Genomic DNA, 13,770 nt, shown 5'->3' with positions numbered 1-13,770 from the left:
TTCTGTACAAGGAGGTCGGTCATGGATGTGATGCCGATTGCCGAGGCGCGCGCAGGCCTCTCCCGACTTCTGGCGGATTTCCGCGCGAACGACGACGTCGAGGTCGTGGTGGTCGGGGCGCATCGCCGACCGGACGCTGCACTCGTCCCGTACCGGCGGTACCGGGAACTCACCGTTGCGCAGAAGGGGAAAGCTGTGGGGCTCGCGCGTCTGCGTGAGCTCAAACCTGTCATCGACCGGCTTGCGTCTGCGGCTCACCTCTCCGACGTGCGCGTCTTCGGCTCGGTCGCACGCGGCGAAGAGACTCTCGGGAGCGACGTGGACCTGCTGGTGGATGCCGGTGATGAGTCGACGCTGTTCGACATCGCGCAGTTCGAGCTCGATCTCGAACTGATCCTCGGCGTGCCGGTGACGGCGGTCGCGGCGAACGGGCTCGATACGGATCGGGATAGGGACATCCTCGACGGTGCGCTGCCGTTGTGAGAACGGACGAGCGAATCGGCCGCTGGCTCGATGATCTCGAGGCCACTCTGCGCACGGCCGCTGATCTCGCGGCCAGAGGAGTCGATTCCTATCGGGACGATGCGGCGGTGCCTCTGGCGTTCGAAGCACTCGTGAATCGCACCGGCGACCTTGCGAAGAAGCTCATCACCGCGGACGCCGGCCGCTTCTCGGATGCCACCTGGCGGGCCGCCGCGCGCACGCGTGATTTCACCGTGCATCACTACGACCGCATCGACTCCGACGTGCTCTGGCGAACTGTCACGGTCAGCTTCCCGAAGCTTCTCGACCTGGTCATGGCAGAGAAGACGCTCTGAGCGGGCCCGGCTACCTGATCACGCTGCACGACCGGGCGTAGGCGCGACCGCACCACATAGACCAGGGCGGGTGCCACACGGCATCCGCGCGTCCGCCGCTCTCGTACGATCGGTCCTATGACCTCTTCGGCCACGTTGGCACCCTCCTTGCGTCGCGCCCGCATCGGTGTCGCCCTGCTGTTCCTCACCAATGGGGCGCTGCTCGCCAACATCCTGCCGCGCTACCCCGAGATCAAGGCCTCGCTGAACCTCGACGCCGCCGCCTACGGTCTCGCGATCGCCGCCTTCCCGGCCGGGGCGATCATCGCCGGGCTGGCCGCCGCCACGTTCGTCCGCCGGTTCGGCTCCGCGAAGGTCGCCGTCGGTGCGACGCTCGTCACCGCCATCGGCATCCTCATCGCCGGCTTCGCGCCCTCGGTCCTCCTCTTCGCGCTCGGTCTGCTCATCGGCGGGGCCGCGGACTCCATCACCGACGTCGCCCAGAACGCCCACGCCCTGCGCGTGCAGCGCGGCTACGGCCGCTCGATCATCAACTCCTGCCACGCGACCTGGTCGCTGGGCGCCGTGCTCGGCGGATCCATGGCCGCCGGCGCCATCGCGATCGGCCTGCCCGTCGGCATCCACCTGATCATCTCCGCCGTGCTCTTCAGCACCATCTCCTTCCTCGCCCTGCGTCTGTGCCTGCCGGGCCTGGACCGCGAGACCGACGAGGATGCGGTCGCGGACGGCGCCGAGATCGGCGGCGCCCTGCAGCGCATCGGCATCCGGACCGTGATCATCATCATCGTCCTCGTGCTGATCTCGATCGCGGGAGCGCTGATCGAGGATGCCGGGATGTCGTGGGCCACGCTGTATCTGGCCACCTCGCTCGAGACGCCCGCCGCACTCGCCGCCTTCGGCTACATCGCCCTCGTCGGCGCGCACTTCATCGGACGCCTGGCCGGCGACCCGCTCACCGACCGATTCGGTCAGCGCACCGTCGCCATCGCCGGCGGACTCATCGCCGCGATCGGCATGGGGCTCGCGCTCGCGTACCCGTCCATCCCCGGCACCATCCTCGGCTTCGCCGCCGCCGGCTACGGTGCGGCCACCCTCATCCCCGCGGCGATGAACGCCGCCGACGACCTGCCCGGCCTCAGGCACGGCTCCGGACTGACGATCGTCTCCTGGCTGCTGCGCCTGGGCTTCCTGCTCTCGCCGCCCATCGTCGGCCTCGTCGCCGAGAACGCCGGACTGCGCGTGGGACTGCTCGTCGTGCCGATCGCCGGCGTCGTCGCGGTGCTGTGCGCGTGGGCGCTGCAGGGGCGGAGCAAGGCCGTCGCTCAGTAGGCTGCCGCCCGGATCGACATGTCAATCGGATTGGCACATTCTGGGAACGTGTAAAAATATCGGCCATTCTTTTACACGTTTTGGAGACGTGCCGCGCTGTTCGCAGGCCTGGAGGCGATCAAGCGACGCTCGATCTCGGTGAACACCGCGATTCAGATCTGCACGAACATCCACCAACGCGAGATGGGCGTGCGGAAACTGCCCGGGACGTACATCGGTGACCAGCGAACGCGCGAGGCGATCTACACGCCGCCCAGCGGCGAGCAGCGCATTCTGGAGAAGCTGGGGAACTGGGCGGAATTCATCCACTCGGATGACGGAATCGATCCACTCATCACCATGGCGATCGCTCATTACCAATTCGAGGCCATTCACCCCTTCGAGGATGGCAACGGGCGTACCGGCCGCATTCTCAACGTGCTGCAGCTCGTGGACGCCGGACTGCTCAACGCTCCGATTCTCTATCTGTCCCGCTTCATCATCCAGAACAAAGATGACTACTACAGGCTGCTTCTCGATGTCACACGACACGGGGCATGGGAGGAATGGGTCCAGTTCATGCTCCGTGGCATCGAGGACACGGCGAACCTGACACTGCTCAAGATCGACCGCATTCAGCGCCTCCAGGATGAGATCCGCCAGGAGATCAGAGAACACACGACAGCCGGCAGCAACTCCGACCTTCTCGACATTCTGTTTGAGAACCCGTACGCCCGGATATCTGACGTGATGCATCGCTGCGGCGTCTCTCGACCTACGGCGACAGGTTGGCTCAATGCCCTGGTAACGCACGAATCGTTGATGGATCTCAAGATGGGGCGTGATCGCCTGTTCATAAACGCCCGCTTCATGGTGATCCTGGCATCCGACGACAAACCGGGCGCATCTGCCGACGAGACGCTCTTCTGAGGTCATCAGTCGGGTATCCGCTACTGAGTATCGGCATCCCGTCTTCCCTGCCCGTGCTCAGTAGGCTGACCGCATGCGCCCACGCGTCATCCACACCGGCCAGGCACTGGTCGACCTGATCGTCGAGGTCCCCGACCTTCCTGCCCGCGGCCAGAACGTCATGGCCGCCTCCGACACCCAGTACGCCGGCGGAGCAGTGACCGTGCTGCTCGCCGCCGCGCGCTTCGGAGCGCAGAGCGTGCACGCCGGAGCGATCGGCACCGGCCCGCACGGCGACCTCATCCGCGCCGCGCTCGCGGCCGACGGCATCACCGCATCCGCAGCCCCCGTGACCACCCACGACACGGGCGTGTGCGTCGTGCTGGTCGAGCCGACCGCCGAGCGCACCTTCGTCACGACCCTCGGCGCCGAACGCGACATCACCGAGGCGGGCCTTGCGACCGCCGACGTGCAGCCCGGCGACCTCGTCTGCGTGACCGGCTACTCGCTCGCCGTCGCGCAGACCCGCGACCCGCTGCTGGCCTGGCTCGACACCCTCCCCGACGCGGCCGTGGTCGTGCTCGACCCGGGTGCGGCCTTCGCCGACCTCCCCTCCGACGTGCGGGATCGGATGCTGGCCCGCACCGACATCTGGACCGGCAACGCCGAAGAATCGACCGACCTGCTCGCCGCCCGCGCCGTGGCGGTGCCGGCATCCGACCGCGAGATCTCCGCCCAGACCGAAGCGCTCATCCCCCTGCTGCGCGCCGGAGCGGTCGCCATCGTCCGCGACGGGGCCGAAGGCTGCGCGGTGCACGCTGACGGAGAGACCACCTACCTCCCCGGCTTCCCGCAGACCCCGGTCGACACCAACGGCGCCGGCGACACCCACACCGGCGCGCTGCTGGCCGGCATCGCCGACGGCGCACCCTGGGCGGATGCCTGCCGCCGGGCCAACGCCTCCGCCGCCATCAAGGTCACCCGCCGCGGGCCCACCACCGCGCCCACCGCCGACGAGGTCGACGAGTTTCTGCGCACCGTCGAGAAATCAGAATGACAATCGTGCTTAACAATTCTTGAGCTGTATGGGTGATCAGGCCACCCCATAACCGTGCGGATTGATCTCAGATTTTGCGGAGAAGTGAACTCGGGCGGATACTCATCCCGTGATGAGCGCCCCCTCGAACATCCTCCCCACGACCGTCGCCGTCATCGGTGCGGGCCGTCTCGGCGGCGTGCTCGCGCGAGCGCTGCGACAGGCCGGGTTCGACGTGCAGGGGCCGCTCGATCGTGAAGACCGCATCCCGGCATCCGAGATCGCCCTGCTCTGCGTGCCGGATGCCGAGATCGCGGCCGCCGCGCTCGCAGCCCGGCAGCACGCCACCTTCCTCGGCCACGTCTCCGGCGCCACCCCGCTGGATGACGTCGACTTCAGCATCCACCCGCTGCAGACGTTCACCGGGGCGGAGGACCCCGACGTGTTCCACGGCATCGGTGCGGCCGTCGCCGGGCGCACGCCGGAAGCCGTCGCCGTCGCGGAACGGCTCGCACACGCACTCGGCGCCCGGCCGTTCCGCATCGACGATGCGCACCGCGCCGGCTACCACGCCTCCGCATCGATCGCATCGAACCTGCTGCTGGCCGTGCTCGACGCCGCGGAGCGCGTGGCGGTCGCCGCCGGCATCCGCCCAGACGACACCCGCGACCTGCTCGCCCCGCTCGTCACCCGCACCGTCCAGAACTGGGTGCGCACCGGGGCGCCGGCCGCGCTCACCGGACCGATCGCCCGCGGCGACGCGCTGACGGTCCGGCGTCAGCGGGACGCCGTGACGGCGGGAACCCCCGAGCTGACCGACCTCTTCGACCAGCTCTGCGACAGCACCGCAGCCCTCGCGGAACCTCGGAGGGCCTCGGCATGAGGATCATCCGCACCGTCGCCGAGGTCCGCTCTGAAGTGCACGCCGCACGCACCGCCGGCGGCAGCATCGGTCTCGTCCCGACCATGGGCGCCTTCCACGAAGGGCACCTCTCGCTGATCCGCGAAGCCCGCGCGCAGAACGATCTCGTGGTCGTGTCGCTGTTCGTCAACCCGACCCAGTTCGGCCCTACCGAAGACCTCGACGCCTATCCTCGAGACGAGTCGCGCGATGCCGCCCTCGCCGAACAGTCCGGCGCCGACATCCTGTTCGCGCCCGCGGTCGACGAGATCTACCCCGACGGCTTCGCCACCGGCATCCACGTCACCGGCATCACCGAGGTGCTCGACGGCGCCGCCCGCGGAGCGTTCCACTTCGACGGCGTCGCGACCGTCGTCACCAAGCTGTTCGGCATCGTCGCCCCCGACGTCGCCTACTTCGGTCAGAAGGACGCCCAGCAGGTGATGGTCATCCGCCGCGTCGTGCGCGACCTCGACCTGCCCGTTCGGATCGTGGCCTGCCCGATCGTGCGCGAACCCGACGGGCTCGCGATGAGCTCGCGCAACATCTACCTCGACCCGGATGCCAGACAGCAGGCCACCACATTGAACCGCGCACTCGATGCGGCCGCCGCCGTCCACCTGGCAGGGGAGCGCGACGCTGCAGTGATCGTCGCCGCCGCGCAGCGGGTGCTGGCCGATGCCGGCATCCGTCCCGAGTACCTCGAGCTGCGCTCCAACGACGATCTGCGGCCGATCGAGCACGTCGACGGCGATGCGCTGCTTGCCGTGGCCGCCCGCGTCGGCGCCGCCCGGCTCATCGACAACCACGTCCTGAAACACCGCCACGTCCTGACGCACCGCCCAGAGAGGGAATCCTGATGCGACGCACCATGCTGAAGTCGAAGATCCACCGTGCGACCATCACGGGCAGCGACCTGAACTACGTCGGCTCGATCACCATCGACGCCGACCTGCTCGACGCTTCGGACATCCTCGAGCACGAGCAGGTGACCGTCGTCGACGTGAACAACGGCTCGCGCTTCGAGACCTATACGATCGCCGGTGAGCGCGGTACGGGCATGATCCAGGTCAACGGCGCCGCGGCGCGGCTGGTGCACGCCGGCGACACGGTCATCGTCATCTCCTACGGCGAGTACTCCAGGAAGGACCTCGCCGAGTACCGGCCGGTGGTCGTGCACGTCGGCCACGACAACGCGATCATCCAGGTCGACGACGCCGTGGACCGCCTGCTCGCCGGGGCGCGCGGATGCGACGTGCTGAGCGACCGCAGGGAGACGAAGTGAGCGTGCACGCCGCGCCGCGGCCGCTGACGCTCGGCGACCTGGCGGCGAAGAAGGACGCCGGCGACCCGATCGTCATGGTCACCGCCTACGACCACCCCAGCGCGCAGATCGTCGAGGAGGCCGGAGTCGACCTGGTGCTCGTCGGCGACTCGGCCGCGATGACCGTGCTCGGCTACACGTCCACCGTGCCGGTGACGATCGACGAGATGCTCATGCTCACCCGGGCCGTGCGCCGCGGGCTGACGGCGCCGCTGCTGGTCGGCGACCTGCCGTTCGGCTCGTACGAGGCATCCGACGAGCTGGCCGTGGCCACCGCGCAGCGCTTCGTGAAGGAGGCGGGCTGCGACCTGGTCAAGATCGAGCGCGGCGGCAGCACCGTCGAGCGGGCGCGAGCCATCGTGGCGGCAGGCATCCCCGTGGTCGGCCACGTCGGGCTCACCCCGCAGAACGCGACGGCGCTCGGCGGCTACCGCGCGCAGGGGCGCACGGCCGAGGCCGCGCTCGCCGTGATCGACGATGCTCTCGCCCTGCAGGATGCCGGCTGCGCGCTGCTGGTGATCGAGGCCGTGCCCGCCGAGGTGACCGCCGCGCTGATGCCGCTTCTGCGGATCCCGGTGATCGGGATCGGCGCGGGGGCGGATGCCGATGGTCAGGTGCTCGTGCTGCATGACCTGCTCGGGATCTACGGGGGCCCCGCCGCCAAGTTCGTCAAGCGCTACGCCGACCTGCGAAGCGCGGCCATCGCCGGCGTGGGCGAATACGCCCGCGAGGTGCGCTCGGGCGCGTACCCCGCAGTCGAGCACACCTACGCGATGCCCGCCGACGAGGCCGAGCGTCTGCACGGCCTGCTCGAAGGGCGCTGAGCCGTGTGAGCAAGTAGCCTGGCGAGCATGGAGCTGCAGGATCTGCTGGACGCCCTGGATTCGGGCGAGACCATCACCGGAGCGTCACCGCTGCATACCGTGATGCACGCCACCAGCCAGGAGGCCCTGCGCATCACCGCGGAGCTCAACGGCGGTTACCACGAGCCGGCGCGTGTGCGCGAACTCCTCGCCGAGCTGATCGGCCGACCCGTGGCCGAGACGGTCACGGTGTTCCCGCCGTTCGCCTCCGACTTCGGCAAGAACATCCGCATCGGCGAGCGGGTCTTCATCAACTCCGGATGCCGCTTCCAGGACCAGGGCGGCATCACGATCGGCGACGACTGCCTGATCGGCCACAACGCCGTCATCGCGACCCTCAACCACGACCTCGCGCCCAGCCGCCGGGCCGACATGCACCCGGCGCCCGTGCTCCTCGGCCGCAACGTCTGGGTCGGGGCAAACGTCACGATCCTCCCCGGCGTGACCGTCGGCGATGATGCCGTGCTGGGTGCGGCATCCGTCGTGACGAAGGACGTCCCCGCCGGGGCGATCGTGGTGGGCTCGCCCGCGCGCGTGGTGCGTTCCGTTCCGGACTGACGCCGACGCGCGGATGCTGTGGCGCGCGGCCGCTGCCATGCCCTAGCGCAGCTCGAGGCAGCGAGACTGACCCCGGGCCACCACGCAACCGCCGAGCCACCACGCAATCGTCGCGTTGCTGCTTGGTGGCTCGCGGGTTGCGTGGTGGCCCGGCGGTGGAGGTGGAGGTGATCAGTACGCGCGGGCGCCGCTCGCGACCTTCGCGCCGTGGGCATCCGCCAGCTGCAGCGCCATGTCCGCCCGCAGCGACGACACATCCGTCGCCGCCGTGAGGAACGTGAACCCCTGCTCCGCACGCCGCGCGGCCTGCGCGCCGTCGGCGCAGTGCACGCCCGCGATCTTGCCGCGTGCGGCGGCAGCGGCCGCGATGCGCTCCAGCTCGGCATCCAGCCGCGGCAGGATCGCATCCTCGAACGGCACCCGCGCGCCCAGCGCGAGCGACAGGTCGTACGGGCCCACATAGACGCCGTCGATCCCGTCGACGTCGAGGATGGCATCCAGCTCCACCAGAGCCGACGCCGTCTCGATCATCGCGAGCACCGTGACCGCGGCATCCGTCTGCTCCGGAGTCGCACCGAAGTGCGGGCCCAGACGCATCGGACCGTACGAGCGGACGCCGCCGGATGTGGGATAGCGGGCAGCCTCGGCCGCCGCGCGCGCCTCATCGGCGGTGTCGATCAGCGGCACGATCACGCCACGGGCACCGGCATCCAGCACCCGGCCGATCTCGGCGGCGCTGTTCGTCGACACCCGTGCGAACGGCATCGCACCGCCGGCCGCGATCGCGATCAGCGCGCGCACCTGCGCGTCGTAGCCGAGCAGACCGTGCTGCCCGTCCACGCACACGTAGTCGAAGCCCGCGCGGGCGATCTGCTCGGTCGCGACGATCGCGTCGAGCGTGACCCAGGCGCCCACCCGGGGTGCCAAGGTCTGCTCGGCCGTGAACGGCTCAGCGGGAGACAGCTCAGACATCGAGCTCCTCGTTGTGGCGCACCTTCACGAAGGCGACCGAGATGAACCCGATGATCGCGCAGAACACCACGAACAGCGCCACCGGGATCCAGCTGCCCATGAACGCGGCCAGCAGAGCCGTTGCGATCAGCGGTGCGGGCCCGCCGACGATCGCCGCACCCACCTGGTAGCCCAGCGAGGCTCCGGTGTAGCGGATCTCGGGGGCGAAGTTCTCGGCCAGCACGGTGCCGATCAGTGAGCCGTAGCTCGGCCAGATGACCGCGAACGAGATGACGATCGCCGCGCCGGCCACCCACAGGTTTCCGCTGGAGAGCATCGCCATGTACGGGAAGATGAAGATCGCCACGGCGATCGAGCCGCCCAGGAACACCTTCTTGCGGCCGATCCGGTCGGAGAGCGCTCCGTAGAACAGCATCCCGCCGATGCCGATGATGGCACCGACCAGCACGAACGCGAGCACCGCGCCGAAGTCGTATCCGAAGCTCGCCGCGTACGAGAGCGAGAACGTGGCGAAGATGAAGAACGTGCTCGTCTCGACGAACTTGGCGCCGGTGGAGATCAGGACCTCGCGCCAGTGGTGCTTGAGCACCGTGGCGATGGGGAGCTTCTGGGTGGTGCCCTCGGCACGCACCTTGCGGAACGACGGGGTCTCGTCGATGCGGGCGCGGATCCACAGGCCCACGACCAGCAGCACGCCGGAGAGCAGGAACGGGATGCGCCATCCGAAGGACGTGAACGCCTCTTCGGGGAAGACCGCGCGGGCGCCGATGGTGACGATGTTTCCGAGCGCGAGACCCAGCAGGGCGCCGAGTTGCGGCACCGCACCGTAGAAGCCGCGACGGTTCTTCGGCGCGTACTCGACGGCCAGCAGCAGACCGCCGCCCCACTCGCCGCCCAGGGCGAGACCCTGCACCAGACGCAGCAGCGTCAGCAGGATCGGAGCGCCGACGCCGATCGCGGCGTAGTCGGGCAGCACGCCCATGAGCATCGCGGCGCGACGCCCATCAGGCTGAGGGTGATCACCAGGGTCTTCTTGCGGCCGATCCGGTCGCCGACGTGGCTGAAGATCACGCCGCCGATGGGGCGCACCACGAACGCCAGGGCGAACGAGGCGAATGCCAGCAGCGAGCTGACGACCTTGTCCTCACTGGGGAAGAAGTGCAGGTTGAAGACGGCGGTGGCCATCGTGCCGTACAGGAAGTAGTCGTACCACTCGATGGTCGAGCCGACCGCGCTGCCCCACAGGGCGCGGCGCCGGTCCTTCGCGGAGACCTCGATGGTGGGTGACGAGGCGTTCTCGTCGATGGTGCTGGTCATGCGCTCTCCTTTGATCGCGTATGTCGTATTGACGGAGTCGGGTGAGGGTGGAAGGGAGTTCAGGGAACGAGGGAGTTCAGGGAACGAGGATCGAGCGACCCACCGCGCCGGTGAGCAGGTGATCGAACGCCTCGTTGGCCTCGTCGAGACGGAACGTGCGGTCGAGCAGCCGTTCCAGTGGCAGGCGCCCCGCCTGATACAGGCGCAGGATCTCGGGCAGCTGCACAGGAGTGTTCGAGGATCCGTAGAGCGCGCCGACGACGCGGCGGTCGCCCTGCACGAGCGGGTTGATCGGGATCGAGAGTTCTTCGCCCGCCGCGCCCAACCCGACGATCACCAGGGTCCCGCTGGAGCGCAGCGCCTCGAACCCGGCGCGCACGGTTGCGGGGCGGCCGATGGCCTCGAGCACGTAGTGCGCGCCGCCGCCGGTGATCTCGAGCACGCGCGCGGTGAAGTCCTCGGCGCTGGAGTCGATGGTGTGGGTGGCGCCGAGCTCGACGGCCTTCTCCAGTCGCGATGCGACCACGTCGGAGACGATGATCTGCGCGGCGCCCACGAGCTGGGCGGCGATGACGGCCGACAGGCCCACGCCGCCGGCGCCGATGATCGCGATGGACTTGCCCGTCAGATCCGGCATCCGGTTCAGCACGGTGCCCATGCCGGTGATCACGGCGCAGCCGGCGATCGCGGCGATCTCGGAGGGGATGTCGGCGTCGATCGCGATGAGCGACTCCTGCGAGACGACGACCTGCTCGGCGAAGCACGATGCGCCCATCAGGTGGTGGTACTCGACGCCGTCGCGGCTGAGGCGGGTGCCGCCGCGCAGCAGACCGTTGGTCTGGCCGTGCACCTTGCCGAGTGCGCACTGCGCGGGCGTGCCCGACAGGCAGAACTCGCACTCGCCGCAGCGCGGACGCCACATGAGCACGACCTTGTCGCCCGGGCTGAAGGAGGTCACGCCGTCACCGACCTGCTCCACGATGCCCGCGCCCTCGTGGCCGAGCACGATCGGGGTGCGGGCGGGGAGCCCGCCCGACAGGTAGTGGGCGTCGCTGTGGCAGACGCCGGCTGCCTCGATGCGCACGCGCACCTCGCCGGGGCCGGGCTGGTCGAGTTCGAGATCCTCGAGCACCAGCGCAGCGCCGGGCTCGTGCATCACCATCGCCTTCACGGGCGTCTCCTCGTTGATCGGTGAATCCGCGTCCGGGCGCTGCCGGACGGGCGGATTACCCGGGGAGCGCGAAGCGGATGTCGGATGACATCTGGGAACCGTAAGACGCCGGATGCCGCGAAGAAGAAATCGGTTCCACTGATCGGAACTCCTGGGCAGGGGGTCAGAGCGTGCTGAAGGCGGGGTTCGCGCGGATGCGGCGGTTCAACCCCAGCGCGGCCATGCGCACTGCCGGTGCGATCCGGACCATGTCGATGCGCCCTGCCGGACCGGATGCCGAGATCGCCGCGATCGGAGTGCCATCGGCGCGCACGATGGGGCAGGCGATGCACTCGACGCCCGGGTTGGACTCCTCGATCTCATGCGCATAGCCGTCGGTCCGGACGGCCTCGAGCTGGCGTCGCAGCGACACCTCATCGGGGACGGTCCCCGGGCCCAGTGCCTGGAAGACCACGGGGATGGCGAGGTCGACGAGGTCGTCCGACGCGTGCGCCAGCACGGCCTTGCCGCCCGCCGTGGCGTACGCGGGAACGCGGCCGCCGACGCGGGATCGGATGACCATGTCGGGGTCGCGGCCGCGCAGGATCTCGACGTAGATCTGGTCGGCGCCCTTGAGCACGCTCAGCTGCACCGTCATCCCGGTCGCCTGCCGCAGATCGGCCATCGCCGCCAGTGCCAGCTGCCGCAGCTCCTTCGACCGCTGTGCCAGCTCGCCCAGCTCGAACAGGCGGATGCCGACGCGCAGCCCGCGGTCGGTGCGCTCGAGGAAGTCGGCCGCGACGAGCTCGGCCAGGATGCGCGAGGTCACCGACTTCGCCAGGCCCGTGCGGCGGGCGATGTCGTTCACGCCGAGCATCGGCTCCTCGGCGGTGAACGTGCCGAGGACAGCCGTCACCCGACCGATCATGGAGCGCGGAGTGCTCCGCTCATCGGAACCCATGGGGAGAGTCTAACCGCCGACGCGTGTTGAATGGGGTACGAGCCAATGACGCGCGCGCGAAGGCGCCGCCGTCGACAGGAGGAGCAATGCCCGAGACCTTGACCCCCAGCACCCCGACCGCGAGCATTCCGGCCGCCGAGGCAGTGAGCCGGGTCGCCGCGGCATCCGCCGCCTGGGCCGCCACCGGTCCCGCCGAGCGGGCCGCCGTGATGCGCGCGATCGCCGACGCGCTCGACGCCGCCGGCGGTGAGCTCATCGAGATCGCGCAGCAGGAGACCGCGCTCGCCCAGCCTCGCCTGGCGGGCGAGCTGAAGCGCACCACCTTCCAGCTGCGCCTGTTCGCGGACGTCGTCGAGAACGGCGCCTACCTCGACGCCCGCATCGACCGTCCCGACGCCGAATGGCCCATGGGCGCTCCGCGCCCCGACCTGCGCCGCATGCTCATCCCGATCGGCCCTGCGCTGGTCTTCGCGGCCAGCAACTTCCCGTTCGCGTTCTCGGTCGCCGGCGGCGACACCGCGGCGGCGCTCGCCGCCGGCAACGCCGTGCTCGTCAAGGCGCACTCGGGCCACCCGCGCCTGTCCGATGCGACCGCGGCCGTGATCGCTCGGGCGGCAGTGGATGCCGGAGCACCCGCCGACCTGCTCCTCGTCATCCACGGCACCCAGAACGGCGTCGAGGCGCTGAAGAACCCGGCCATCAAGGTCGCCTCGTTCACCGGGTCGATCCCCGGCGGTCGCGCCCTGTTCGACATCGCCAACGCGCGCCCCGAGCCGATCCCCTTCTACGGCGAGCTCGGCAGCGTGAACCCCGCGTTCGTCGCCCCGGATGCCGCCGCCCACCGCGCCACCGAGATCGCCGAGGGCTACATCGCCTCGGTCACCGGCAGTCAGGGCCAGCTGTGCACCAAGCCGGGTGTGCTGCTCGTGCCCACCGGATCCGACATCATCGACGCGCTGCGCGGCGCTGACGTTCCCGCCGGAGCGCCCATGCTGAACGACCGTATCCAGAGCGGCTTCGTGTCCGGGCTCGAGGAGCTCGCCTCCCACGATGCGGTGACCGTGCTGCGCGACGGTGCCGCCAGCCGCTCCGCCGAACCCGAGCTCACCCTGCTGCTGACCAGCGTCGACGCGCTGCTCGATGACCCCGAGGGGATCGTGACCGAGGTCTTCGGTCCGGCCGGCCTGGTCGTCACCTATGAGGATGCCGCCGACCTGGAGCGCGTCGCGCGCGGACTGGAGGGGCAGCTGACCGCCACTCTCGTCGCGGACGAGACGGATGCCGACCTCGCGCTCGCGCGCACCCTGGTGCCTGCGCTCGCCGACCGCGCCGGCCGGGTGCTGTGGAACCAGTGGCCCACCGGCGTCTCCGTCACGGGAGCCCAGCAGCACGGCGGCCCGTACCCGGCGACCACGGCACCCAGCACGACCGCGGTGGGCACGGCATCCATCACCCGGTTCCTGCGCCCGGTCGCGTTCCAGAACTTCCCCGCCGCGCTGCTGCCCGCACCGCTGCGCGACGACAACCCGCTGGGCGTGCCGCAGTCCGTCGACGGCTGAGTTCCCTCTCCACACCCGCGAGCCACCAGGCAAGCGTCGAGCCACCAGGCAATCGACGCGATGTTGCCTGGTGGCTCGCGCGTTGCTTGGTGGC

General features: G+C 69.7%; 16 protein-coding genes. 11 read left to right on the top strand and 5 right to left on the bottom strand.

Annotation, left to right across the window (positions count from 1 at the left end):
- Positions 1-21: 21 nt before the first annotated feature.
- The 10 genes from QF046_RS10355 (at position 22) to QF046_RS10310 (ending at position 7,717) form a co-directional block, all read left to right on the top strand.
- The gene (locus QF046_RS10355) at positions 22-483 is read left to right on the top strand and encodes a nucleotidyltransferase domain-containing protein (protein ID WP_307369397.1); all 462 of its coding nucleotides are present in this window, start codon (positions 22-24) and stop codon (positions 481-483) included.
- Positions 480-818 (top strand): DUF86 domain-containing protein, encoded by a 339-nt coding sequence (locus QF046_RS10350; protein ID WP_307369395.1) that lies wholly within the window; start codon positions 480-482, stop codon positions 816-818. Before QF046_RS10355 ends, QF046_RS10350 begins: the two co-directional genes overlap by 4 nt.
- A 117-nt stretch (positions 819-935) precedes the next feature.
- Positions 936-2,147, top strand: coding sequence for an MFS transporter (locus tag QF046_RS10345; protein WP_307369393.1), 1,212 nt, complete (start codon positions 936-938; stop codon positions 2,145-2,147).
- Positions 2,148-2,285: 138 nt separating this feature from the next.
- The gene (locus QF046_RS10340) at positions 2,286-3,056 is read left to right on the top strand and encodes a Fic family protein (protein ID WP_307369391.1); all 771 of its coding nucleotides are present in this window, start codon (positions 2,286-2,288) and stop codon (positions 3,054-3,056) included.
- Positions 3,057-3,129: 73 nt separating this feature from the next.
- Entirely contained in the window at positions 3,130-4,092 is a 963-nt protein-coding gene (locus QF046_RS10335) for a PfkB family carbohydrate kinase (protein WP_307369389.1), read from the top strand.
- A 112-nt stretch (positions 4,093-4,204) separates the two neighbouring features.
- Positions 4,205-4,954 (top strand): DUF2520 domain-containing protein, encoded by a 750-nt coding sequence (locus QF046_RS10330; protein ID WP_307372813.1) that lies wholly within the window; start codon positions 4,205-4,207, stop codon positions 4,952-4,954.
- A complete protein-coding gene (gene panC / locus QF046_RS10325) occupies positions 4,951-5,832 on the top strand; it encodes a pantoate--beta-alanine ligase (protein ID WP_307369387.1) in 882 nt (293 codons plus the stop codon). The genes QF046_RS10330 and panC overlap by 4 nt, the downstream gene beginning before the upstream one ends.
- Complete coding sequence (panD, locus tag QF046_RS10320; RefSeq protein WP_307369386.1) at positions 5,832-6,257, top strand: aspartate 1-decarboxylase; 426 nt, start codon at positions 5,832-5,834, stop codon at positions 6,255-6,257. The genes panC and panD overlap by 1 nt, the downstream gene beginning before the upstream one ends.
- Positions 6,254-7,120 carry a 3-methyl-2-oxobutanoate hydroxymethyltransferase gene (panB, locus tag QF046_RS10315; RefSeq protein WP_307369384.1) on the top strand — a complete coding sequence of 289 codons (867 nt, stop codon included), beginning with the start codon at positions 6,254-6,256 and terminating at the stop codon, positions 7,118-7,120. The genes panD and panB overlap by 4 nt, the downstream gene beginning before the upstream one ends.
- 27 nt (positions 7,121-7,147) lie before the next feature.
- Positions 7,148-7,717, top strand: a complete 570-nt coding sequence (locus tag QF046_RS10310; protein ID WP_307369382.1) for a sugar O-acetyltransferase — start codon at positions 7,148-7,150, stop codon at positions 7,715-7,717.
- 171 nt (positions 7,718-7,888) lie between these two features.
- Here QF046_RS10310 and QF046_RS10305 read toward each other — a convergent pair whose 3' ends face one another.
- From QF046_RS10305 to QF046_RS10285, 5 genes are all read right to left on the bottom strand, one after another.
- A complete protein-coding gene (locus QF046_RS10305; protein WP_307369380.1) occupies positions 7,889-8,689 on the bottom strand; it encodes an HpcH/HpaI aldolase/citrate lyase family protein in 801 nt (266 codons plus the stop codon).
- Positions 8,682-9,665 (bottom strand): MFS transporter, encoded by a 984-nt coding sequence (locus QF046_RS10300; protein WP_307369378.1) that lies wholly within the window; start codon positions 9,663-9,665, stop codon positions 8,682-8,684. Before QF046_RS10300 ends, QF046_RS10305 begins: the two co-directional genes overlap by 8 nt.
- On the bottom strand, positions 9,617-10,006 hold the full coding sequence (locus QF046_RS10295; RefSeq protein WP_307369376.1) for an MFS transporter: 390 nt from the start codon (positions 10,004-10,006) through the stop codon (positions 9,617-9,619). The genes QF046_RS10300 and QF046_RS10295 overlap by 49 nt, the downstream gene beginning before the upstream one ends.
- Positions 10,007-10,082: 76 nt before the next feature.
- Complete coding sequence (locus QF046_RS10290; protein ID WP_307372811.1) at positions 10,083-11,168, bottom strand: Zn-dependent alcohol dehydrogenase; 1,086 nt, start codon at positions 11,166-11,168, stop codon at positions 10,083-10,085.
- Positions 11,169-11,340: 172 nt separating this feature from the next.
- Positions 11,341-12,117 (bottom strand): IclR family transcriptional regulator, encoded by a 777-nt coding sequence (locus QF046_RS10285; RefSeq protein ID WP_307369374.1) that lies wholly within the window; start codon positions 12,115-12,117, stop codon positions 11,341-11,343.
- Between the two features lie 86 nt (positions 12,118-12,203).
- Between QF046_RS10285 and QF046_RS10280 the strand changes: the two genes are divergently transcribed.
- Complete coding sequence (locus tag QF046_RS10280) at positions 12,204-13,676, top strand: aldehyde dehydrogenase (NADP(+)) (protein WP_307369372.1); 1,473 nt, start codon at positions 12,204-12,206, stop codon at positions 13,674-13,676.
- The last annotated feature ends 94 nt before the right edge of the window (positions 13,677-13,770 follow it).

The sequence above is a fragment of the Microbacterium sp. W4I4 genome, assembly GCF_030816235.1.
GTDB lineage: Bacteria > Actinomycetota > Actinomycetes > Actinomycetales > Microbacteriaceae > Microbacterium.
The sequence above is the reverse complement of the archived record's forward strand: the minus strand, read 5'-3'. Positions and strand labels throughout refer to the sequence as shown.

Bases quoted from the DNA above. Each gene is read 5' to 3' on its own strand.
- QF046_RS10355 (WP_307369397.1), top strand. From the start codon at position 22: ATGGATGTGATGCCGATTGCCGAGGCGCGCGCAGGCCTCTCCCGACTT.
- QF046_RS10345 (WP_307369393.1), top strand. From the start codon at position 936: ATGACCTCTTCGGCCACGTTGGCACCCTCCTTGCGTCGCGCCCGCATC.
- QF046_RS10335 (WP_307369389.1), top strand. From the start codon at position 3,130: ATGCGCCCACGCGTCATCCACACCGGCCAGGCACTGGTCGACCTGATC.
- QF046_RS10330 (WP_307372813.1), top strand. From the start codon at position 4,205: ATGAGCGCCCCCTCGAACATCCTCCCCACGACCGTCGCCGTCATCGGT.
- panC (WP_307369387.1), top strand. From the start codon at position 4,951: ATGAGGATCATCCGCACCGTCGCCGAGGTCCGCTCTGAAGTGCACGCC.
- panD (WP_307369386.1), top strand. From the start codon at position 5,832: ATGCGACGCACCATGCTGAAGTCGAAGATCCACCGTGCGACCATCACG.
- QF046_RS10310 (WP_307369382.1), top strand. From the start codon at position 7,148: ATGGAGCTGCAGGATCTGCTGGACGCCCTGGATTCGGGCGAGACCATC.
- QF046_RS10305 (WP_307369380.1), bottom strand. From the start codon at position 8,689: ATGTCTGAGCTGTCTCCCGCTGAGCCGTTCACGGCCGAGCAGACCTTG.
- QF046_RS10295 (WP_307369376.1), bottom strand. From the start codon at position 10,006: ATGACCAGCACCATCGACGAGAACGCCTCGTCACCCACCATCGAGGTC.
- QF046_RS10290 (WP_307372811.1), bottom strand. From the start codon at position 11,168: ATGGTGATGCACGAGCCCGGCGCTGCGCTGGTGCTCGAGGATCTCGAA.
- QF046_RS10285 (WP_307369374.1), bottom strand. From the start codon at position 12,117: ATGGGTTCCGATGAGCGGAGCACTCCGCGCTCCATGATCGGTCGGGTG.
- QF046_RS10280 (WP_307369372.1), top strand. From the start codon at position 12,204: ATGCCCGAGACCTTGACCCCCAGCACCCCGACCGCGAGCATTCCGGCC.